Origin of the sequence: Methanosarcina mazei S-6 (assembly GCF_000970205.1) — an archaeon.
Classification (GTDB): Archaea; Halobacteriota; Methanosarcinia; order Methanosarcinales; family Methanosarcinaceae; genus Methanosarcina; species Methanosarcina mazei.
Genome location: NZ_CP009512.1, coordinates 3,086,518 through 3,109,634 on the forward strand (window position 1 = coordinate 3,086,518; position 23,117 = coordinate 3,109,634).

At 38.4% G+C, this 23,117-nt stretch carries 12 protein-coding genes and 1 pseudogene; 9 read left to right on the forward strand and 4 right to left on the reverse strand.

Going from position 1 to position 23,117, the window contains the following annotated elements:
* Entirely contained in the window at positions 1–4,143 is a 4,143-nt protein-coding gene (locus tag MSMAS_RS17920) for a methyltransferase domain-containing protein (RefSeq protein WP_052728073.1), read from the forward strand.
* A 513-nt stretch (positions 4,144–4,656) separates the two neighbouring features.
* Here the strand turns inward: MSMAS_RS17920 and MSMAS_RS13205 are convergent.
* From MSMAS_RS13205 to MSMAS_RS13220, 3 genes and pseudogenes are all read right to left on the reverse strand, one after another.
* Positions 4,657–6,090, reverse strand: a pseudogene (locus tag MSMAS_RS13205) (IS66-like element ISMma14 family transposase).
* Positions 6,091–6,173: 83 nt separating this feature from the next.
* A complete protein-coding gene (locus tag MSMAS_RS13215; protein WP_048046629.1) occupies positions 6,174–7,274 on the reverse strand; it encodes an acyltransferase in 1,101 nt (366 codons plus the stop codon).
* A 399-nt stretch (positions 7,275–7,673) separates the two neighbouring features.
* Positions 7,674–9,488: a hypothetical protein gene (locus MSMAS_RS13220; protein ID WP_048039406.1), complete on the reverse strand. Its 1,815-nt coding sequence runs from the start codon at positions 9,486–9,488 to the stop codon at positions 7,674–7,676.
* 1,308 nt (positions 9,489–10,796) lie between these two features.
* On the opposite strand from MSMAS_RS13220, the gene MSMAS_RS13225 reads away from it, so the two are divergent.
* Positions 10,797–13,295 (forward strand): oligosaccharyl transferase, archaeosortase A system-associated, encoded by a 2,499-nt coding sequence (locus tag MSMAS_RS13225; RefSeq protein ID WP_011034141.1) that lies wholly within the window; start codon positions 10,797–10,799, stop codon positions 13,293–13,295.
* A 299-nt stretch (positions 13,296–13,594) separates the two neighbouring features.
* On the opposite strand, the gene MSMAS_RS13230 is transcribed toward MSMAS_RS13225, so the two are convergent.
* The gene (locus MSMAS_RS13230; protein ID WP_011034140.1) at positions 13,595–15,061 is read right to left on the reverse strand and encodes a DHH family phosphoesterase; all 1,467 of its coding nucleotides are present in this window, start codon (positions 15,059–15,061) and stop codon (positions 13,595–13,597) included.
* An 815-nt stretch (positions 15,062–15,876) separates the two neighbouring features.
* Between MSMAS_RS13230 and MSMAS_RS13235 the strand changes: the two genes are divergently transcribed.
* The 7 genes from MSMAS_RS13235 (at position 15,877) to MSMAS_RS13265 (ending at position 22,922) form a co-directional block, all read left to right on the forward strand.
* Positions 15,877–17,379 (forward strand): bifunctional ADP-dependent NAD(P)H-hydrate dehydratase/NAD(P)H-hydrate epimerase, encoded by a 1,503-nt coding sequence (locus MSMAS_RS13235; protein ID WP_048046631.1) that lies wholly within the window; start codon positions 15,877–15,879, stop codon positions 17,377–17,379.
* Positions 17,380–17,539: 160 nt separating this feature from the next.
* A complete protein-coding gene (locus MSMAS_RS13240; RefSeq protein ID WP_375294169.1) occupies positions 17,540–17,761 on the forward strand; it encodes a hypothetical protein in 222 nt (73 codons plus the stop codon).
* Between the two features lie 282 nt (positions 17,762–18,043).
* On the forward strand, positions 18,044–18,517 hold the full coding sequence (moaC, locus tag MSMAS_RS13245) for a cyclic pyranopterin monophosphate synthase MoaC (protein ID WP_011034137.1): 474 nt from the start codon (positions 18,044–18,046) through the stop codon (positions 18,515–18,517).
* A 105-nt stretch (positions 18,518–18,622) separates the two neighbouring features.
* Entirely contained in the window at positions 18,623–19,474 is an 852-nt protein-coding gene (locus MSMAS_RS13250; protein WP_048041533.1) for a ribose-phosphate diphosphokinase, read from the forward strand.
* A gap of 60 nt (positions 19,475–19,534) precedes the next feature.
* The gene (locus MSMAS_RS13255; RefSeq protein WP_048041022.1) at positions 19,535–20,332 is read left to right on the forward strand and encodes a hypothetical protein; all 798 of its coding nucleotides are present in this window, start codon (positions 19,535–19,537) and stop codon (positions 20,330–20,332) included.
* A gap of 443 nt (positions 20,333–20,775) precedes the next feature.
* The gene (locus tag MSMAS_RS13260; RefSeq protein WP_015412371.1) at positions 20,776–21,504 is read left to right on the forward strand and encodes a C15orf41 family protein; all 729 of its coding nucleotides are present in this window, start codon (positions 20,776–20,778) and stop codon (positions 21,502–21,504) included.
* A 419-nt stretch (positions 21,505–21,923) separates the two neighbouring features.
* Positions 21,924–22,922, forward strand: coding sequence for a TIGR03557 family F420-dependent LLM class oxidoreductase (locus MSMAS_RS13265; RefSeq protein WP_011034126.1), 999 nt, complete (start codon positions 21,924–21,926; stop codon positions 22,920–22,922).
* The last annotated feature ends 195 nt before the right edge of the window (positions 22,923–23,117 follow it).

The window sequence follows — 23,117 nt, forward strand, 5'->3', positions numbered from 1 at the left end:
ATGCTCGAGTGGACTGGTGAGAGATATCTGCCTTTTATAGATCCAGGTGTATGTGGGGCAGAAATTCATTATGAACACTTACATCGTTATGCTTTTGCGGCTCAATTTGTAAGTGGTAAAAAAGTGCTGGATCTTGCATCCGGAGAAGGTTACGGAAGTTACTTATTAGCAAAAGAAGCAAATTTTGTCGTTGGTGTCGACATCGATGAAAATGCCGTAAAACATGCTTCACAAAAGTATCAGGCAGAAAATCTCAATTTCGTGAAAGGCTCAATTTGCGAAACCCCAATTAAAGGAGAAAAAGAGTTTGATGTAATTATTAGTTTTGAAGCAATAGAGCATATTGAGGAACAAGAAGCTTTTCTTTCCGAGGTAAAAAGACTTCTCAAAGACGATGGTTTATTTATAGTTTCCTCACCAAACAAAACCCTTTATACTGATGAAACGGGCCAGCAGAATCCACATCATGTAAAAGAATTATATTTCCACGAGTTTGAAAACTTATTAAGGAAATATTTTTCAAACACTATTTTCTTTGGACAGGAAGTATGCTGTGGTTCAAATATATGGGAACTGAAACAGAAAGGAATTTCGAAATCATTAGATTTTGTTATTGAAAAAAAGAATACAAATTTTGACTTTGTAGATGAAGATAGTAAGGACCCTCTTTACTACATTGCTGTAGCTTCAAATTGTAGAACAGAAAAAGTTGAGGACATATCAAGTTATCTTGTTGATAAGTCTCACACTCTGCTAAAACAAGGACTTACCTATATAAGAGAACTCGAAGAAGGAATGCATAAACGTGAAAACCTGATTTCAGGCTATGAGGGAAAAATTTCTGATTATGAAGAAAAAACTTCTGATTATGAAGAAAAAATTTCTCACTATAAAGGAAAAATTTCTATTTATGAAGAAAAAGTTTCCGATTACGAAGAAAAAATAAATAGCTTAAATAGCCAGATCTCAGATTTAAATAAAAGGTCTCAGGAACTCGAGCATGAAATCGATGAGATGAAGCAGAGTATATTATATAAAATTGCGATGGGTTTTCAGACAAAATTTGTTGAGCGAGCTTTACCAGTAAATACGCGTAGAAGACGAACTTATGATACATGTCTGCTAACCGGTCGTACTTTGATAAACCAGGGGCCCAGTAATTTATTAACCAGTCAAAAAAAAGACCAGATGCAAAAAAAAGATGCAAGTGAATCCTCAGACAGAGAAAAAATTCAGGACCTCAGACCTGATCAAACAGGCATTAATATTGACCTATATAATAATATGAAAAAAAGCAGACTTCATGAATTAACAGCAAAATATGTTCGCGGCAAAGGAATACAGGTAGGACCAGTATATCACGAATTAGGTATTACGAGCAATATAGACATAACATATTTAAATCATACAGGACAGGAACAAATAAGTCAGGAACAGCCTGAACCTGAAAACTCCGTACCTGCCAAACCTGATAAAGTTATTGATATAGGATGTCTGGATAAATATGAAAATGAAGAACTCAACTTTTGTATTGTTAATAAGGTTACCGAAAAGGTAAAAGATCCTCTGGAATTTTTGAACTGCGCGTTGAGAACTTTAAAACCCGGTGGAATACTCTTTTTAATAGATTCTAATAATGCAGACTCGCCAGAAACCAGTGATGAAAAAGAAGAAAAAACACTAAGCAAAGAATATCCAACTGAAGCAATCCTAAAACAACTTAATTTACAGGAGCCTGACCTATTTACAGTTCTTGAAGATGTTGAATATAATTTTGAACATGAAAAGAAAGAGGCTCAAGAGCATGTATTTATAGTTGAGAAAGGTCATTTTGAAAAAGAAATAACCAGGCTTCTTAAAACTTCAGATGGTATTATAAATTCTAAAGATATTGAACTGGATGTAATTGTTCCAGTTTATAATGCTTATGAAGATACATTAAAGTGCCTTTACAGTGTTCTGAAAAATGCTGGCAATTTCAGGACCGTTTTGATTAACGATAAAAGTACTGACCATCGGATAAAAGACCTTTTTACAAAATTAAAACCTTTCGAATCCGAAAAATTTGTTCTTCTTGAAAATCCTGAAAACAAAGGATTTGTAAAGACAGTAAATAGAGGGATGAAGTTTTCAGAAAAGGATGTTATCCTTTTAAACAGCGATACAATTGTTACCGAAGGGTGGACACGGAAGTTAAAGAGATGTGCGTATTCTGATGAAAAGATAGGGACAGTCACACCTTTTACTAATAACGGTACAATATGTTCTATCCCCAATTTCTGCGAAAACAATGAAATTCCCGCAGGATTCACAATAGAAGCATTTGCAAATTTTATCGAACAAATATCCCTTAAAAAATATCCGGAAATCCCAACTGCTGTTGGCTTTTGTATGTATATTAAAAGAGAAGCCCTAGACAAAGCAGGATACTTTAATGAGGAAGCTTTTGGGAAAGGGTACGGAGAAGAAAACGATTTTTGTATGCGAGTTATTCGTAAAGGATATAAAAATGTACTCTGCGATGACACATTTGTATTCCACAAAGGTGAAGCGTCTTTTTCGGCAAGTAAAGCAGAACTTATAAAGAAAAATCTGGATACCCTCTCAAAAATGTATCCTGACTATATACCTGCAGTTAGCAAATTTATTAACTCAAACCCTTTGAAAGAAATACACGAAAATATACAGTTAAGGATACAGACATGGGATATCCAAAAAAAAAAAATAATGTATATACTTCATTCATGGGGTGGCGGAACAGAAAATCATGTTAAAAATTTGATCAAAAAATTTAGCAAAGATTATAAGTTATATGTTTTACAGGTGATCAGTAACAAAATAATATTAACGGAGATAAATAACAATAATGTTTTAAAATATATTTTTTCAATGAATTCACAAATGAATAGATTTGAATTTCATAATGAAGAATATGAAAAAATCATTTCGAGTATTATAGATACGTTCCAGATAAACTTAATACACGTACATCAATTAATTGGTCACACTTTTGATGTATTCAATATTGCAAAAATTAGAAATATTCCTATTGTATTCTCAATTCATGATTTTTATTCTGTTTGTCCAAAAATTAATTTAATAGATTATAACAATAAATATTGTCATGGAAAGAACAATTCAACTGACTGTAGAATATGCTTTATGGATTTCGGGATAACGTCATTTTCCATTACTTCGTGGAGAAATAATTTTACGGATATTTTTGAACAAACAACTCTTATAATTGCTCCCTCAAAGTCTACACTTGAGATTCTGAGTACATATTATCCTAATATTGCAGGCAAATCGATAGTCATAGAACATGGACATGAGGAAGAATTATTAATAAGTAGAGACGTGGCCAAAAAACCGAGAGATATGCGTAATAAACCCTTTCACATTGCATTTATAGGGGGGCTAAGCCCTGGAAAAGGTAGGAAAATATTTTATGATCTGGCAGGCTCAAAAGAACTAAGAGATAAAACGAGATGGAGCATTTTTGGAATCTCAGATATACATTCCGACCCCGCATGCTACCAGGATTTAAATGTGACAATTTTTGGGAAATACAGGAACTTCCTGGAACTTAAAAAAATGATTTTAGAGAACGAAGTCGATCTGGTGATTTTTCCTGCAAAATGGGCAGAAACTTTTTCATATACCTTATCGGAAGCCTGGTCTATAGGGGTTCCAGTATTGGTTTCTGACCTGGGCGCCCTGAAAGATAGAGTGGAGAAAAATGGTGGCGGTTGGGTAGTAGATATATCAGAGACAAAAAATGTCGAAAACAAAATACTTGAAATTATATCAAAGCCTGAAGAATATATAGCAAAAACTAACGAAGTCCAGCAAATTAGTTTGAAAGACCTGGACTCAATGATATTTGAATATGATACAGTTTACAAAACCTACTTAAAATCTATAACCCCCATATACTTCTCTCAAAATGTCTTCACCAATAATGACCTCTTAAAAAATATATTCTCAGAAAATTTACATACACCCAGCGAAACCTCAAACATAGAAGCTGAATACAGTGCAAATTTACCCAGGAGACTAGTTCAATGCTATTATGATAACGGTTTTATCTATACAGTTAATAAAACCAAGGCTTATGTATGTGAAGCTTTTTCCCGTAAATAATAGTCAACATAGTATGTGCACTTTTAAACATTACAATATAAATATGCAGCAGTAGGAAACGCAGATGGGAATGGAAGAGTTCAAAAAAAAGCAACTATTAAAATAATGGAAAACATGGAAATAAATATGTCTTTACTTCCCTTTCCTATTTTCTGTGCTTTCCATAGTATACATCTTTGAATTGTAAAAACAAAGAATCGAGCCAAATTAAAAATTAGCCATGCTTTCCAGGACATTACTTAAGTGTCATTTTCATTTAGCAAATATTTCCTGCATCAACTATACATTAAGATACATTCTGTAAGTCGTCAGTTGAAATTCGAGTCTCAGATCATGGGAAATATTTCTGAAACTTTCTGATTTTTGAGAATTAAATTGCTTTGGAATAAACTATTACGAATTAGAAATTAATAACACGATTCTGAGTTTTTGGATTAGTTATTTAATTCCCTATTATTATTTTACTGTAAGGCAGATAGGATATCAAGTAAATACTAAAATAACTGTAACTGCTCAGAGTATAGTTAACGGCGCTCCTATGAGCGCCGCACGAATACCCTCTAAAACAGGTAAACCGTTCTTTTTTCCTGTAGAAATGTACGCCCTAATTCTGCAGAAAGCTTGCGCTCCCATTGCTTTTCTGAAAGTTCCCGATATTTTCTGCTGTAGTTTCATCATCCTGATATCTCTTTCTGCCTGATTATTATCAAATGGAACTTTCAAATCTGTCAGGAATCTCAGAATCTTTTCTTTGTGTTCTATAAACCTATCCAGCAGATTCCTTGATTTTGTTTTTGGATTTTTACCGCGTTTTCCCTGTTTTTCAGGATTTAGAGAATGCGGATTTTCTTCAAGCGCTCTAATGATAATTGCATCAAACCTTTCTTCCAATGCTTTAATTTGCTCAAAATCAGGTTCTCTTAATTGCTCTTTACACTCATCAGTGTATTTCTTCATCTCAGTGAGCAGTTCATTCATCTCTTTAGCCCATGTCTGTTTATAGTTCTCTTCAATTCCTGTAAGTTCTCTCTGTAAATGAGCGTTACACAGAGCATGATCACAATCATAAACGTTGTAAGGTTTCCATCCATCATGAACTGCTACTCCCTTAAACTTCGGAAGAATTCCCATAGCATCTATTGCTTCTGCTCCTCTTTTTGTATGAGCAAAATAACATGTGTATTTTTCATTAGAAGCTACATGAAGCCAGTGTCTTTTTCCTTCAATCTTCATACCAGTTTCATCAAAATTGATTACAGGCGAGGCTAATAACTTCTCTCTAATAACGTTTTCAAATTCCTCTAAATTCTGGAAACATTCTCTTTCTGCTCTAATTATCGTAGCAGGACAGATTTTTATTCCCATAATGTCTTCAAATAACTCAGAAATTCTATCATAAGGAACAAACTGGTAATTTTTACAGTAAATAGCTGAAGCTAAAATATTAGGGCCATACTGAACCGGATATTTCACTGATTCGGGAAAAACGGCTTTATTCAACTTTCCACAACAAGGACAGGTTTTAATCTGACTTTTATGTTCTGTAACAATTAGATTTACGGGAGGAATGTCAAAGACCTGTCTTCTCTCATAAGCTTCAACTTCAACATTCTCAAGGGTAGATCCGCATTCTTTGCAGCAGGTCAAAGAATGTTCTATTACCTACTCAGGATGATCAACCATATCAAGAGTCGTGCCTGGATGACCTTCCTGACCTCCAGGTTTCTTCCCGCTTGGTTTACGCAGACTCTTGGGATTAGGTTTCTCTTTGACAAAATAATCAGTAGAAGGAGGTCGACTGCTGTTACGACTGTTTTGATTTAAACGAGATTCTAAGGCTACAAGTCTTTCAGTGAGTTCTTTAACTTGAGATTCTAAACTCTCAATGTAAGCTACAATAATTTCAGGATTTGAAGCACAGTAAGAAAGAATCTCATCACGTTTCATAAAGCTAAAAAGGAATCATTTTATATCCAATTTTTCCTCGGAACGAGGAAAAATGTGTAGCCTCGTTAAGGCTACCTGAATAGTTACAAATAACTTAGTATAAGTACCGATATAAACAGAACAGGATAAAATATTAAATGATAAGGGTCGATACCAAGCCGTGGAAATATTAGTGTACCGATCAGTGTAATATATAAAACATGGATTAAATAAATCCCAAAAGAATATTTGCCAATCAGTGAAAAAACATTTAAATATTTTGAATATTTATATTTATTAGTATGAATATTTAAACTGATTATAGAAAGCATTGAAAAAATAAGTGGAAAGTATATTGAGTCAAGAAGGTTAGAAACTAAAAAATAAGATTGAGGGATGCTACGGTAACTTCCATATTTAATGATACCATTTATCTGTAAAGCAGAAATTGCTCCTGTAAAGACTACTATTGTTACAATAATCCATTTTTTATTTTGAAAAACTTTATCTGTTACGTATTCATAATTTCGGCATAAATAGATACCAAGTATAAAATAAAAAATATAAGAAAAAAATGCACGATCTACAAAGTAAATTGATATAAAATAAGTTAATGAGCTAAAGTGAGTGCTTGAATTAATATAATTTATTGCAATCATTTTAATTACTATCCATAATTGTTGTGCAATCAGTGCTAAAAATATAAAAATTGTTTCATAATTACCCACAAACTTTTCATATATCTTTATAATATAAGGATAAAATAGATAAAATTGAATTATTAAAGAAAAATACCATAAATGATAAGAACTACCCGCAGTAAGAAAGTAAAATATTACTGTCTTTATAGAAGGATATTCCAGATTACCATGTATTTCAGAAATTATTATATTAAGTAACAAATATAATATTGAAAAGATTATATATTGAGGAAGTATTGATTTAGCTCTCTTTTTGTAAAATGTTTTTTGTGAAAATAGACCTCTATAATTGAGGGAAAGAACAAAACCAGATATAAATATGAATAACGGGACAGCAAAGTGTGAAAATACGTCTATTATTAAGTTTACTATTAATAACAAATTTAGATTTAGTATTTGTGAGTTCGAAGAGGTGTGGATAGCTATTACTGCTAGCACAGCAAATCCTCTTAAATAGTCGACTTCCCCAATTCTCTTATTTTTTTGAGTAGATAAATCATTCATACTTGCATAAAGAGCACTTAAAGTTATATAATATTATTTTAGTGTCGATACGAAACATTGCCGGATTAGCTTCTGATAACATTCAGTCTTGCCCCATTAACTGGTTTATATTTTATCTATGAGGACTTACGCGCTTGGACTGCAAGACTATATCATTAAGCTAATACTATCCAAAGTTTTAATTTAAACCACGATGCAAGACTTATTATGCTTCAATTACATATTTATCGAGCTCATCCCAAAACCAATTTTATGCTCAAATCAGTAAATTTGTAGTATTGTTTTTTGTGATCTGAAACTCGATTGATTATTCAGAATACAGGATTCAGAGAAATAATTTTGAGTTTTGGGATTAGTTTATTAAAATCAACTCAGGACTTTTCTCCAATTGGGTACAAATTAGACGTATAAGTTGTATTCGTTTTTCTGTCCAATACAGTAGCTAGTTCCATCATTTGAAACAACTGCAATTTTGATTCTGTGAGTGCCATCTCCTAATAGTGAAGGATTAAAAGAGGCTCTAAATCCCGCTTTAAGGAAGTCTTTGTTATTTAAATTATTTATCAAATCTTCTCTTTTAATTCCATATCTCGAAGGGACAGTTATTTTGTCATTGACTACAATGAAAACAGCCCTCGCTAGCTTATTTTCATCGACATCTACAGCCCAACCTTCAATTACTATTTCATCAGTTTCAGTACTAGTTATAGCAATATTAACTGTCTTATCTTTGATCAAATTAACCTGTTGCCCATTAATGCTGTCCACAGAATATTGCGGTTCCTTATCTTTTTTTTTCAATGCCTCTAAATCATATTTCTCCTGGGAAAAAACACTGAGATTATATTTTCTTAATAAAGTGGCTTTTTCTCTAACTGCAGTAGCATCTGGGTAAAGTCGTTCTAAATTTTTATCGGGTTGCAGATCAAAAGTTTCCAAGTAGTATTTATTCTGTTCAAATTGTTCATTTAAAACTGATCCTGTCTCAATCCCTGTTACAAAATGATAAGAGACCCCTATAAAAAGTAAGCAAAGTACGCTCCCTAAAAGTAAATAATTAAGGATTTTTGTTTTCTCAATTATATCTTTTGCAGAAAAACGGTCAGGCACAATTTGAAAGTTTCGACAATATATGTTTACGAAATTTAGAGATATGAAATATAACCCGATTATACTCCAGTACGTGAGTAAAAGATATCTTTGCGATAAAGCAACAGATGATCCAAATCCGGCTCTTGCCACTGATACTTCGAGTGATGCAAAAAGAGAAAATAGTACTAAAGAAAACCATTTTGAGTTTTTCTCCAATTGAAGATTTTTTCTATTCACAATAAAAATAAAAACTAAAATAGTAATGATCAGCAAACCTACAATTGGAGATAAAACAGGGTCTCTAATTATAGTAGATCCAACGGAATTAAGAAAAGTTGAAACTCCATCTTCTAAATTATAAAGAGAATATAAGAGTGAGGGATGGTGTGAGGGTTTTGCATAACCGAAAAGATAAACTGAAAAAGAGACAGCAGTACACGTTATCCAGACAACTGTTTTTTTGATCTTCTCGTCAGAATTGCTTAGGACAACCTGAACCAGACAAACAATCCATGTAATCGTGCCCGCTGCGAATGAAAATAGCGAAACGAACGCAAAACCTATAGAAGCTAAAAATTTACTATCAAACTTTTTACTCGAATCTATAAGGTACACTGCTGAAATGAATGCGAGAATATGCAAAGACTGCTCGGTTCTAATGCCAAAAAGGAAATTACTCATCTGGAACAGGTTAAAGAAGAACCATGCAATGGGAACGAACTTCAATAATGATAGTTTCGTAACCCCATGGTCTTTTTTATACATGGAGAATAATATAAAGAAAGAAATACAGTAGAATCCATATGATAAATACATCAAACTTTTTACATTATAGCTAGTGATTAAAGACATGGAAAACATAAATATACGAGGAAAAAACGGTCTGCTCTCATTTTGCTGACTAAATAAGTCAAAAATACTTAAATCAGAGTTTTCATATTTCATCAAAAATGCCGGAAACTCATTCCATTGATCCAGAAATGGAACATTAACCCCAAATGAATGAATATAGAACAATCCAATTATTATTGGCAAAAGAATCAGTGTTAGTATTGAAGGAGAAGTAACTGCTGATAAAGCCTTTTTTATAGGAACGTCAGTATGGCTAATCATTTTGCGCATTAGAAATACCACCAAAAAAATATATTACAATTCATTTCACCACTTTACACAGAAAATACTGCAGCAGGATTAATTTCTTAAACTTAGACTCATTCTTAATCGTCCCTGTAACTTTCTCAATAAATAAAGATATAAATATTACTGCTGGCACCCCGTTTATTCCGTCTGTCCTCTCATACCCCTGTAAATATTCCGAGTTTCACCCCATTCTTCAAAATAATCATTATACTGTTGATCTTTTCATATAAGATAAAGTTTCTCCCATTTTATCTCCACAAAAATACTTACTGTCTATTGAAACGATTCCAAAGGAAGTTATCCCTCATAATAAAAATAATTTTTGAGAGCCCGTGTGTAAATAACCCATGGATCTTCAGACCAACCTTCAGACCAACTTCAAGTTATCTCCAGACAATTACTGAGGGTTCTTATTGTTCGGGTTATCTCACTATCGAGAGTATATAAAAAAGCGTATAGTCTTCGCGAATCTCTATGTGTATTTAGAGATCCCAGGCTCCCACATGCATTTATCCTGTTGAATCTTCCAGCAAATAATTATTCTACCCGTCCCCACTGCGTCAGCGTCTATCCAGAAACTTTGCAAGAAGATATCAAGTATCCGTCATTCTGTGAAACGTGTTACTCACTATAATATTATTCTCGATAAACCTTATTACAAAAATGGATCCTGTATACAGGCAATAGAGTAGAAAAGTCATAGATTGTAAATAGCATTAATCTTGAAATTGCTTCTTAAAAGATAATGAACTTATATTCCCATTGTCTTCAGAATTTATAATATAGAGGAGAAGATAAAAATGATAATTATGATATGCTGAGCAGGGCAGAAGATGATAAAAATCTGAATTTGTTTTGTTTACATATGGTATTCCAGCACAGGAACCTTAAGGTAATAAGAAAGAAAGATGACACCGGGTAATAAGATTAAAGAAAAGAGTTCGTAAATAAATTACGGAGAATTAAGAATATTATTATGGATAAGTCAGTTTTGTGGAAAATGTAAGAGTGGCAGTGAGAGAATATTTAAATAGTGCCCTGACATATTAAGCTAATTTGCAATTCGGGACCCGGTGAAAACGATATTTTAAGAGTCAACTTTATAAGTCCTGGCTTCTTACAGAAGGAATCTGTTGAAGCATCTTATAAACAAAGGAAAATTTTTAAGGAAAAGCAAGAACAAGGCAAGAACAAGGCAAGAACAAGGCAAGAACAAGATTTAACCTATAATACTTCATGTATTAAAATCCCCAAACCCCCTCCTCATGGGTAGAAAAAAATACAACCGAGTTGATTATTACGAATAATATAACGAGGATTTCGGAGACAAAAAAGATTCCAAAAAAAATCAACCTGGGGATAATATCCCTGCTTATAGTTTTCATGATAGCGTTTCTCATGCGCATGCTCTCCTATGCTTCACTTACCGCAGACGGAGGCATAACCTTCACGGGCTATGATGAATTTTATCATATGCGGCGCATTCTTTATACGACTTTTAATTTCCCCAGCTTCCTTAACTTTGACACCTACATTAATTATCCTTATGGTTTTGAAGTTGGGTGGCCTCCATTCTTTGACCTGTTAGGTGCTCTGCTTGCAATAATTCTCGGAGCAGGACAGCCCGATGTACACACCGTCGAATTTGCAGGAGCTATTTTACCCGTACTGCTCGGAGTCCTGACAATAATCCCGGTATATGTGATTGCAGCCTCAATCTTTAACAGAAAAACAGGACTTGTTGGAGCTTTAGTTTTTGCGGTTCTGCCCGCTCACGTATATATATCACGTTTTGGGACAGTTGACCATCATGTGGCTGAAGTGTTCCTTTCAACAGTAGCCTATGCGTTTTTCATACTTGCGTTAAAGCAGGCAGGGGAAAGTAAGCTTTCATCAGGTTCGCTTAAAAATATATCATCAGATAAAAAACCTGTAAAGCCTCTGGTTTATTCCGCGGTCTCAGGGCTCTTTTTTTCCCTCCTCATATTCACATGGGTAGGAGCTCCTGCCTTTGTCAGTTTTATTGTTCTTTACGCATTAATTCAGGCAACACTCGACCTTAAAACAGGAAGAAAATCGGATTACGTATTCATTTGCTCTGCCGTAGCCCTGCTTGCAACACTTCTGTTTACCATTCCTCTCTCGGCCGGGGCGGTCCGTGAAGGACTTGAGATGAGTGCAATGTACCTTTCCTGGTTCCAGGTAGTGTATCTGGTGATCATGCTTACCGGAATACTCCTTCTCTGGGGCTTTTCATCATACGCCTCAAAGAAAGAAATGGACTGGAAGTATTATCCTGGCATTTTAATCCTCGTTTTTGGCTCAGGGCTTCTTTTCCTGAGGATGTTTTCCGGTGAATACTACGCTTTTATTATTGAAGGCATGAGGTTCTTTTCAGGCAAAGGAGAATACATAAGCACGATTGTCGAAGCAGTCCCCCTGTTTTTGACAGGGCAGGGAAAATTTACTCTTTCAGGGGTGCTGGGAAGTTTCGGGCTTACTTTCCTCACTGCACTGGCAGGTCTTTTCCTTCTTATCCTTGAATTGAAAAGCGAAAAATCAAGACCTGAAAATATATTTTTCCTTGTATGGACACTTTTTTATGCTTATCTTGCCCTTTCCCAGAGACGCTTTACCTATCTTTTTGCATTAAACGTTTCAATTCTTACTGCCTATCTCTTCTGGGTTCTGATGGAATCTCTTGATTTCGAAAATGAAATAAAAAAGCTGATAAAACGCGGGAAGGGAGAGAGGAAAGTTTCTGAAACCGCTCTTCAAACAGAAAAAAAGTCATCATTAAAAAGGAAGTCGAAAAACAGACAGGTAACGGAATCAAAGAGTAAGACTGATGAACCGGACTACTTTAAACTTGTTTCCGGAACTGCACTTATTGCACTTATTTTTGTTTCTTCGATCTGGATTGATGTGACTTATGCAAAAGATGGTGTCTCTATCGACCCTGGATGGCAGGACTCTCTTGAATGGCTTGAGGCTTCCACACCTGAGACTTCCTATTATCTTGAGCCTTCAGAAACCCCTGAGTATGGAGTGCTCAGCTGGTGGGACTACGGAAACTGGATAGTATATGTGGGAAAGCGCCCCGCAGTTTCAAATAACTTCCAGACAGGTGTAGAAGACTCTGCGAACTTCCTCCTGACAGATTCAGAAGAAGAAGCAAAAACAATAGTTGAGAAACTCAAAGTAAAATATGTAATGACAGACACACTGATGGCAGAAGGCAAGTTCAGTTCTATTACCTCGTTAGCAGGGAAAGAGATTGGAGAGTATTACGAAGTCGAAACCGTAAAAGGAGATACAGGCCTCAGGACCGTTGCGACTCCCAAACAGGCGCTTTTGCAGACTCAGGTATATAAGCTTCACAAACTCGACGGGACCTCTCTGGGACATTTCAGGCTGGTCCACGAAAGTGCCGTGAATTCCACGGATGATGGGAACAGTAAAGAAAATACTGTAAAGGTATTCGAATATGTTAAAGGGGCAACTCTTTCAGGCACTGCAAGCCCTAACGAGACCGTAATGGCGACACTTGAGCTCAGCTCAAACACAGGCAGAAAATTTACATATCAGAAAGGGGACGTTGCAGATGAAAATGGTTTGTTTGAGATAACTGTTCCCTACTCAACTGAAAGCACAGGAGACGGAGTTCATGCTACATCTGCCTACTCGCTGACATCAGGGGAAAAACCGATCACCAGTGGCATTCAGGTGACTGAAGACGATATTTTGAACGGGAACAGAATAGAGGTAAAAGCCCCTGAAGGAGCATAAAAAAACCTGAAAAAACCAAAAAAGTTAAAAAGATAAAAACGGATAAAAAATCTAAAAAGTCTAAAAAAAGACCTGAAAAAGTCTAAAAGCCTAAAAATGTAGAAAGGTCTGAAAAAATCTAAAAAATATGAAAAAATCTAAAAAATAGAGGAAAGAAAAAAATCTTTCCTTATTTTTCCTTAGAAAATCTGGTAACTTTTCTGCGGAAGGCTCTGTTTCCGCGGAAAACCCATTTTTAAGGCTTATTCTGTTTTTTAAGGCTTATTCTGTTTTTTAAGGCTTATTCTGTTTTTTAAGGCTTATTCTCCGGTACTTTCCACCCCTACCGCGCTGAGGAACCTTTTAACGACTGCTTCGTTAACGAGCCTCAGAAGTGTCTGCCTGTCTTTTGTGGCACTGAAAACTCCGAGAGGTATCTGGGCACCTGCTGCATTTGCATGCCCTCCTGCATCTTCTCCAAAAGCCTGGCGCATAATTTCTCCAAGGTTGACCCTTATATCGGTGCTGCGTCCGGAGATATAGATGCGGTCTTCCGAAACCCCGAAGACAACGGTTGTGGAGATCCCCTCAAGGCTCAGGAGATAATCCGCAGCCTGGGGAAGGGTGTCCCTATCGCGGATGTTACCGACATTTGAGAGAAGGTAACTCCCAAGTACCTGCCGGTTCCGAATAGCTTCCCCGAGTACCTCAAGGGTTTCAATAGCCATCGAAGGCTGCTCGAGCTGGTCCAGTATCCCGTGGTTCGAAAGCGGATAAAGGTAGGAAGCAGCAGAGAGGTCTGCCGGATCTGTTTTCCGCTTAAAGTCCTGAGTATCGGTCCTTATACCATAAAGCAGAGCCGTTGCGAGGGTTTTGGAGATATTGATATTCAACTGCTGCAGGTACTTTGTCATTATGGTGGCTGTCGCCCCGAAGTTGGGCCTGATGTCGATATATTCAGCCTTTATCTCGGTTTCTCCCGGAGGGTGGTGGTCAATTACAATTCCCACGTAGGAGTTGGGGGGAACCATATTATTAACTCCCGGGATCGAGCAGTCTATCAGGGCAATTTCGTCAAAGTCCTTCAGATCGTGCTCCTCCATCTTGCCGAGATCAATCCCGAGAAGGTTTACGAAAGCCTTGTTCTCCTGATGCCCTATCCTTCCATGGTAGAGAATGCTTGCTTCAACACCGAGGCTTTTTGCAATTTCCTTTAAGGCAAGCCCGCTGGATATTGCGTCAGGGTCAGGGTTGTCATGGATTACGATGGCAAGTTTTTTATCCCTGATTCCCTTCAGCCACCTGGCAAGCCTGTTGCCCCTGTGGACTGATTCGGCTCTCTCGAGAGAGCGGGAAAGAGAGCTTGCAACGAGCTTTGAAGGCATAAAGACATAATCCGATCCCAGGTCTTCCATCTTTTCTTTATTGATGATATCCGAAGCCCTGGAAAAGATCTGGATATCAGGGTTTACCACTTTTTTGAAGTTTTCAATTCCTTTTCTGTTAGCCTCATTGTTAGAACTCAGGAAGAGTATTGCAACGACGTTTTTAAGATCAATATTATTAACGAGTTCAGGATCAGAGATATCTCCGAGAATGGCTTCAAACCCTTCTTCCCTGAGAGTCTCAATCTTGGCTTCGTCCTTATCAACAATAATTACAAGCTTATTGCTTTCCCTGAGCTCTTTTGCAAGAGCAAAACCAATGCTACCGCTACCCAAAATAAGATACCTGGGTTTAACTGTACTTTTAAGATTGCTATCCGCATCTTTTGAAGAATTAGACAAAAATCGTCCTCCTGCTTTCATGTAAGTTCAGACACGTGCAAAGGAAAGCAAACATTTGATCAGATTCCTGCCTGCTTACAATTTTTTCACTTTTCTCTTTACGGGATACAAATATAAGAATAACGAAAACATTACATTGTTAGACATAAGGCTATTTAAAATTATTTAAGTATCGAATCCGATTCATCAGTCAATTTTATAATTTACATATTCGCTTTCGTTTTTACAACTCGAGTCTCGAATACTGATGTTTTTTTGAGATTTGCGAATAGATTTGCTGAGATTTGCGAATAGATTTGCTAATAGATTTGCTAATAGATTTGCTGATATTAGTTATCTAACCTGAGTTATTAGTTGCTTTTACTATACATTTCTTACCCTTGCTAAAGCCTTAAACCTTGCTTAAGCTGCATGTAACTGAGAAGTTTCCTGAAGAGAACCGATTGTATTGCTGAGCGGCTTTGATTATAAGGCGCTTACAGCATAAGAGTTGATCCTTGACAGTTGATCCTTGACAGTTGATCCTTGACAGTTGACCTTTTTTGCCGGTACACATGCTATATCAGAATACAGCATATCTATAGTAAATAACAGCAGATAAGTTTTCCTCTGTATAAATTATTTCAGTATAAAAACGCAGGTAAATAAAGATAGCAAAAGAACTCATAATGGGTGCTGAAGAAACAGGGAAAATACCCTGGAAAATACCGGGAGAAACTGGTGAGATATTTCAGCTTCCGGGAAAATGAGTCCGGCTAAGAGTCCGGCTAATAATCAGATTATACAAGTTATAAAAAAACCTGCAGGCGAAGGGCATGAAATATATCAGTTCTTTAAGGATGAAGGCGATAGACAGAAACTGTGCATATCTGGGGCTGCTCCCGCTTCAGCTGATGGAAAATGCAGGCGCAGCTGTTGCACGGAGTGTGAAGGAAAAGCTTGGTAATGGAAAAGTACTGTTTGTGGCAGGAAGGGGAAATAATGGGGGCGATGCTTTTGTTGCTGCCAGGCACCTTGCAGGCATCCCAGGATACGCTGTAAGGGTCATACTGCTGGGAAAGGGCAGTGATATAGGAAGTGAGGAAGCTTTTCATAATTTTTCCCTGTTAAGGTTCAGCAGGGTGAAAACACTCGAAATCAGGGACTCAAACCAGCTCACAGCCTCGGAATGGTTTTCCGAAGCAGATCTGCTTGTAGACGCTGTTTTCGGCACAGGGGTAAAAGGAAAGATAAAAGAGCCCGAGTCAACTGCAATTGAGCTTATAAATAAGGAAGGAAAAGCCGGAAAAACAGTAATTGCCGTGGATATCCCGTCCGGGCTTGACCCTGAGGGAGGAGACTTTGATAAAGCGGTATATGCAGACCTTACCGTAACCTTCCACCGGATGAAAGCCGAACTTCTTACAGAGAAGGCAAAAGAATACACAGGTACGATAAAGGTTGAAGAAATCGGAGTCTGCGCAGACGCTGAACATTATGTGGGCCCTGGCGACCTGCAGATGCTCAGAAAGAGAAAATTCGATGCACACAAAGGAAATGCCGGAAGGATCCTTATAATAGGGGGAGGTCCCTACTCAGGGGCTCCCGCACTTGCAGCCCTTGCAGCCCTGAAGACAGGTGCAGACCTTGTAACAGCAGCAGTTCCGGAATCTGTAGCCAGAACAGTGGCGTCTTATTCCCCGGATCTCATTGTCCGAAAACTCTCTTCAAACGTGCTCTGCCCTGAAGACATGTCCACTCTGCCCGATCTCATAAATTCTCATGACGTGGTCGTAATGGGGATGGGGCTTGGAAGAGCTACGGAAACACTCGAAACTGTCAGGAAAATTCTGCCCTTTTGCAGGAAAATGGTGCTTGATGCCGATGCCCTTTCAGCCCTGTCAGGTGTCCTCTTTGAGACCCTTGCAGGAAACTGTGAAATAATAGTAACTCCACACGGAGGAGAGTTTGCGCTGCTGAGAGGTGTGGAAACCCCTGAAGACCATGACGCCCGCGAAAAAGCTGTGAGGGAGTTTTCCGAGGAAAAAGGGGTGGTAACGCTCCTGAAGGGGAAGACAGATATTATTTCTGACGGAAAGCAGACCCTTCTGAACAGGACAGGGAACCCGGGCATGACCGTAGGAGGTACTGGAGACGTACTGGCAGGCATAACAGGGGCTCTTTTTTCAAGAAACCCGGCATTTCTTTCTGCAGCCTGCGCAGCCTTTATCAACGGCTCAGCCGGAGACCTGGCATTCGAAAAATCAGGAAATGCACTGCTTGCGACCGATGTGCTTGAAAAGATTCCTGAAATAATCAGGGAAGCAGGAATAGGATGAAAAGAAGCAGGAATAAGATGAAAAGAAGCAGGAATAAGATGAAAGAGTTATACCATAACAACCTGCTCAAAAAAATAGAACTTAATACAGAAACAATGTTCAGATAATGCTCAAATACTACTCAAACAATATTCAAAAATAACAGTACAATATTCGATTAATGATCAATCATACACCGGGAGAGAGGGAAATAGAAATGGTAAGTGATTTTGAGAGAAAAATAGACGTGGAAATCGAAAGGACAAGGATCAGGATCACGGTTTTTCACGGGGAAGACGAAGAAGTTGTGAAGCTTAACCTTGAAGAAGCCGAAGAACTTGCAGAAAAATTGGGGCAGGCGATTGAGGACTACTCGCAGAGAAAACAAATAAGGATTGACTGAACAGAAAAATTGAAATTGGAAATTGCTGTTAAAGAAAGCAGGAAATAATAAAAGAAATTAAGAATTGATATGAAATTGAATTGATATGAAATTGAATTGATATGAAATTGAATTGATATGAAATTGAATTGATATGAAATTGAATTGATATGAAATTGAATTGATATGAAATTGAATTGATATGAAATTGAATTGATATGAAATTGAATTGATATGAAATTGAATTGATATGAAATTGAAATTACATAGAGTTCCGGACAGTAATAAAAACGCGGTGGTGTCGTGGAGAAATCTTTTACTCATATTGAAGCCGGCAGGGCACGAATGGTCGATATAAGCGAAAAAAACGATGTTTCAAGACTGGCAAGGGCTGCCGGAGAAATCGTGCTTTCTGCAGAGACGCTGGAGAAAATACGGACAGGAACCGTTGAAAAAGGAAATGTTTTTGCAACTGCCAGGGTTGCAGCTGTCCTTGCAGTTAAAAAGACCCCCGAAACAATCCCAATGTGCCACCAGATCCCCATAACAGGGATAGATGTAGACTTTGAGATAGGGGAAGAAGCGGTTTCTGCTGTGGTCGAGGTCAGGACTGTCGGGAAGACGGGAGTTGAAATGGAGGCTCTGACAGGTGTCTCTTCTGCTCTGCTAACAGTCTGGGATATGGTAAAATCTGCGGAAAAAGACGAAATCGGCAACTATCCTCACACACTTATAAGAAATATCAGGGTGCTTGAGAAGCTAAAGGGTAAAGCTTGAAAAGATAAAAATGGCATTGAAAAGCTAGAGCCTGAAAAGCAGGGTCCATAAAAATAAGTTTTTTAAAGGATGGAATATATCAAGACGGCAACTGAGGTATATATCTTGAAGATCATAGGTGGACCAGCATCACAGTTACTTGCCAGCCGCACAGCCAGAGCTCTGGGGACAGAGCCTGTTCTCTGCGAGTTTAACCGCTTCCCTGACGGGGAACTTTATCTTAGGATAGCAGAGGAAATAGAAAACGAAAAAGTTACCCTCATCCAGAGCACGCCCACTGACTCTGATTTTGTCGCCCTGCTCCAGCTTATCGATGCCTGTGAAGGGGCAGCCGAAATAAATGTTGTGATCCCTTACATGGGCTATGCCAGGCAGGACAAGAAATTCAAGTCAGGAGAACCTGTAAGTGCCCGTGCAATTGCCCGCTGTATCAATGCTGACAGGGTTTTTACAATAAATATCCATGAAAAGAGCGTGCTTGAACACTTCCCTTGCCCCGCAGAAAATCTTGACGCAGCAGCCCTTATCGGCTCATATGTTGCAGGTTTCGGCCTTGAGCGCCCCATGCTGGTCGCTCCCGATGAAGGGGCACAGGGGCTTGTGAAGAATGTGGCTTCAGGGCACGGTTTTGACCATGACCACCTTCAGAAGACAAGGCTCAGCGGAGATACAGTTGTAATCAAAACAAAGAACCTTGATGTAACAGGCAGGCACGTTGTCCTTGTGGACGATATGATTGCAACCGGAGGGACAATGGCTGAGTCGATCCGGATGCTTAAAGCCCAGGGAGCAATTGATGTCCACCTTGCCTGCGTACACCCTGTCCTTACAAGAAATGCAGCTTTAAGGCTCTTCAATGCAGGAGTAAAGGACATTATAGGAACCGACACTCTTGAGAAAGCTGAAAGCAAACTGAGTGTTGCCCCTCTTATTGCAGAAGCCCTTTCCGGGCTCTAACTGTTTTGCTTCACTTCATCACCGTTAACTATTTTTTATATTCTGCATATTCTTATTATCATGACCCTTCCAGAATTTTGCCCACTTGATGAATCCCAGACATGCAAAGGGCGGGAATGCCACCTCTTCTGCCTGGAATGGAGAACAAGGGAACCCACCTGTCTTATAGGTTATAATACAACAAGTAAGGTCAGGTCTAACAAAGCTGATCGTAATAAAGATACATATGCCGCAGATACTTTCCGCAAATTGGGAAGCCAGCCCCAGCCAAGATGGAAGAACGTTTCTGAAAAAGGGGACTGGACACCTACCAGAATAGCAGAAAGACCCCCGGAGAGGCCGGCTGAGAGAAGAGAAGACAAATTTTCTCATGTTGCGGATAAAGATTCAAATAAATTATTCTTTGGATGCAGGGAAGAAACCAGATGTGTAAAACCCGAAAAGAGCCCGGAAGAAATCCAGGCTGAAAGGTTACAGAAGCAGGCTGCAGGTGAGGCTGAAAAAGCTTCCCGGAGGCTGGAAGCCAGGCTGAAAAAAGAGCCCCTTGACGAAAGCCCGATTATATACGCAGACCCGAAGCAGAAGGCTCAGGAAAAACAAACAGCCCAGGAAAAACCAGGGATTCCGGAAAAAACAAGGGTTCAGGAGAAACCAAGGGTTCAGGAGAAAATAATCTCCAGAGATAAACACGCAACAATCTTTGCACCCTGTGACGGGGAAGAAAAGAAAGATATTTATCCTTCCGGCAGGGAAGAGGAATCCAGAAAAATGGCGGAAAGTAGAGATAAACGTAAAAAATTTGATGAAGTAATGGATATAGACCTTCCTGACAATTCCAAAGAGGAATTCTGGAGTTAAAGAATCCCTCATCTATGGAAAGTATCCTGATTTACTCAAATTAACCTGAACGGCAGCAGGCTGAAGTTTCAGAAATCATTTAGAGCTAAAAGAAAAATTCTTTTCGCTTTCTGAGCTTCAGGCAAGCCTGCACAGCCTCCTTAACGACACCGGAATTTAAGGCCTGATTCCGGTTGTATCTCTTTCCGGGATTTTGCTTCTTAAAGCATGGTCTGAAAGTAAGGGTCAAAAATTTATATAGAAAGAAAAAGATAAAAGTCTACAGGAAAAAAAACCCTGCATATTGGAAAGTTCGTTTTCCGTTCATGTTATTCAACTTTATTTTCTATGTTAAAACCAGAAAAGGGACTCACTGATTGAGAATGGACCGCCAGACATACCAGAAATTATATAGTTCGCTGCATAACTTTAGAGACGTTTTCCGCCTCTCAGAGGAAGATACCATGCCTCCTGGCATGCTTGCTACCATTCTTAATCAAAAAATAGTGAAAATGACGAGGTTCAAGCACAGAAAAGTCTATTCCAGAGAAAAGGAACTATTTTTGCGGTGGAAGCAGGGAAGGTCCATTCTTGAACTTGCAGAACACACATTTTTTCCTCCAACCCTCATGGCTTCCTTAATCCTTAAAAACTGTGACCTGTCCCGAAAAAATATAAACTGGCTGTTCAAGCACCTGGACTGCATTGAAAACCGCCGCCTGAGAAGAGAAGTCAGAAAAGCTCTTGAAGCAGACTATTTCTTCTCTCCGCGTGCCCATGAGATGCAGTGCAAAAAGGGCGAAATGGGAGAAGAAATTATCCGCAAATGGCTTGATGACAGGGAAATTTCTTACTGCACCGAAGCTGAAATAAGGGCTCAGGGAGACGGGAAGACCCCGGATTTTGTCCTTTCCGACCCTATTCCCATAGAGGACCACATGGTCAGGTGGATTGAAAGCAAAGCCCTTTTTGGGGACGATTTCGAACACAAGCATTACGCAAAGAAACAGTTCAGGGAATACGCCGACATTTTCGGGGAAGGCATGGTAGTTTACTGGTATGGTTACCTCGAAGACCTCAGTTCCGAAGACGAAGGCTACCTGATAAAAGACCACAGCTTTTTTGGGGAATATAAAGAGCAGACGGATGAACTGTTTAACTACCTGGTTTACTGGGAATCCCCGGTAAAATAAGCCGGGTTACAGGCCAGAATGAAATAGACCGGTAAATGAACTGAATAAACCGGGAAATATCTGGCTTTAATTTCAACTTTAAAATTTCAACTTTAAAATTTCAACTTTAAAATTTCAACTTTAAACTTAGATACGCAATCACCAATAGAAATCCTTGCTGAAACAGATCCAGTTTTACATAACAGGTTCTAATTTTACCTGAAATTCTCTAATTATACCTGATATGTTCTAATTTTACCTGACATGTTCTAATTTTACCTGACATGTTCTAATTTTACCTGTCATGTTTCAGTTCATTTCCCTTTTGAGTCTTCCAGTACTATTTTTATCGCCACATTATCAGAGGCGTCAGGACCTTATTATATTAACGCAAAAAATATAATTATCCGAGATATAACTGGAGATACCGGGGGTCAAATATGTTAAAAATAGGATACAAAATTGGAGCTGAGCAGTTTTTACCGTCAGAGATGCTTGAGCAGGCGATTGTAGCCGAGAAAAACGGGTTTGAAAGCATAGATGTGAGTGACCATTTCCATCCCTGGAGCGAAGAAGGACAGGCATGTTTTTCCTGGAGCTGGCTTGGAGCCGCAGCTGCAAGGACAGAGACCATTGAACTGGGACCCGGAGTTACATGCCCTATTCTGCGCTATAACCCGGCAATTATTGCCCAGGCAGCAGCAACTGTCTCTTCTCTGGCTGGAGGCAGGACCTACCTTGGAGTCGGGACCGGGGAAGCGCTCAATGAATATCCGGTAACCTTCGAATGGCCGGCTTTTAGAGAGCGCCAGGCAATGATGATAGAAGCCGTACAGCTTATCCGCAGCCTGTGGACAGGAGAAAAAGTAGATTTTCAAGGGTGCTATTATCGGACAAAGCAGGCTAAACTTTATACCCTGCCCAAAAATGAGATTCCTATTTACATTTCTTCCCTTGTTCCGGAAAGCGCCTATCTTGCCGGGTATTATGGAGACGGCCTCATTACCGTAGGAGGGTCTCTTGAGATACCGGAATATGAAAGGATGCTCTCTGAGGTCAGAAGAGGGGCTACTGATGCAGGCAGAGATTTTGAGAAGATGCCAAAAGCCGTGGAGCTTTTTGTGGAGTATACAGATGATACCGAAAAAGTGGTTGAAAGCTTTAAAAAATACTGGGCAGGGGCTATGATCCCGGCCCTTTTCCTGAATAAAATCTATACTCCTGCGATGTCTGCCCAAAACGGCAAGGTAGTTGGCAGGGATACTATTCAAAAATCAGTCTGTATTTCGGGAGACCCTGAAAAGCACATAGAATATGTAAAGCAGTACATCGATGCAGGTTTCACACATTTTTATTTCCATTCTGCAGCCGGGGACCAGATAGACTTTCTTGAAAGGTACGGAAAAGACGTTTTACCTGCTTTAAAGAAGATGGGATGAATTTCCCATCAGGTTTTATTTTTTTACATATTACAAAGTTTTTTGTAATTTCCGGCTTTTACCTGTCTTTTTTACCTGTCTCTTTTGCCTGTCTTTTTGCCTGTCTTTTTGCCTGACTTTTTTGCCTGTCTTTTTAATCTGTCCACTTTACAGGTCCTGTTTTTATTTACTTTCCATTTCTGGAAAAAGGGATTT

Bases quoted from the DNA above. Each gene is read 5' to 3' on its own strand.
- MSMAS_RS17920 (WP_052728073.1), top strand. From the start codon at position 1: ATGCTCGAGTGGACTGGTGAGAGATATCTGCCTTTTATAGATCCAGGT.
- MSMAS_RS13215 (WP_048046629.1), bottom strand. From the start codon at position 7,274: ATGAATGATTTATCTACTCAAAAAAATAAGAGAATTGGGGAAGTCGAC.
- MSMAS_RS13220 (WP_048039406.1), bottom strand. From the start codon at position 9,488: ATGCGCAAAATGATTAGCCATACTGACGTTCCTATAAAAAAGGCTTTA.
- MSMAS_RS13235 (WP_048046631.1), top strand. From the start codon at position 15,877: ATGAAATATATCAGTTCTTTAAGGATGAAGGCGATAGACAGAAACTGT.
- MSMAS_RS13240 (WP_375294169.1), top strand. From the start codon at position 17,540: ATGATCAATCATACACCGGGAGAGAGGGAAATAGAAATGGTAAGTGAT.
- MSMAS_RS13255 (WP_048041022.1), top strand. From the start codon at position 19,535: ATGACCCTTCCAGAATTTTGCCCACTTGATGAATCCCAGACATGCAAA.
- MSMAS_RS13260 (WP_015412371.1), top strand. From the start codon at position 20,776: ATGCCTCCTGGCATGCTTGCTACCATTCTTAATCAAAAAATAGTGAAA.
- MSMAS_RS13265 (WP_011034126.1), top strand. From the start codon at position 21,924: ATGTTAAAAATAGGATACAAAATTGGAGCTGAGCAGTTTTTACCGTCA.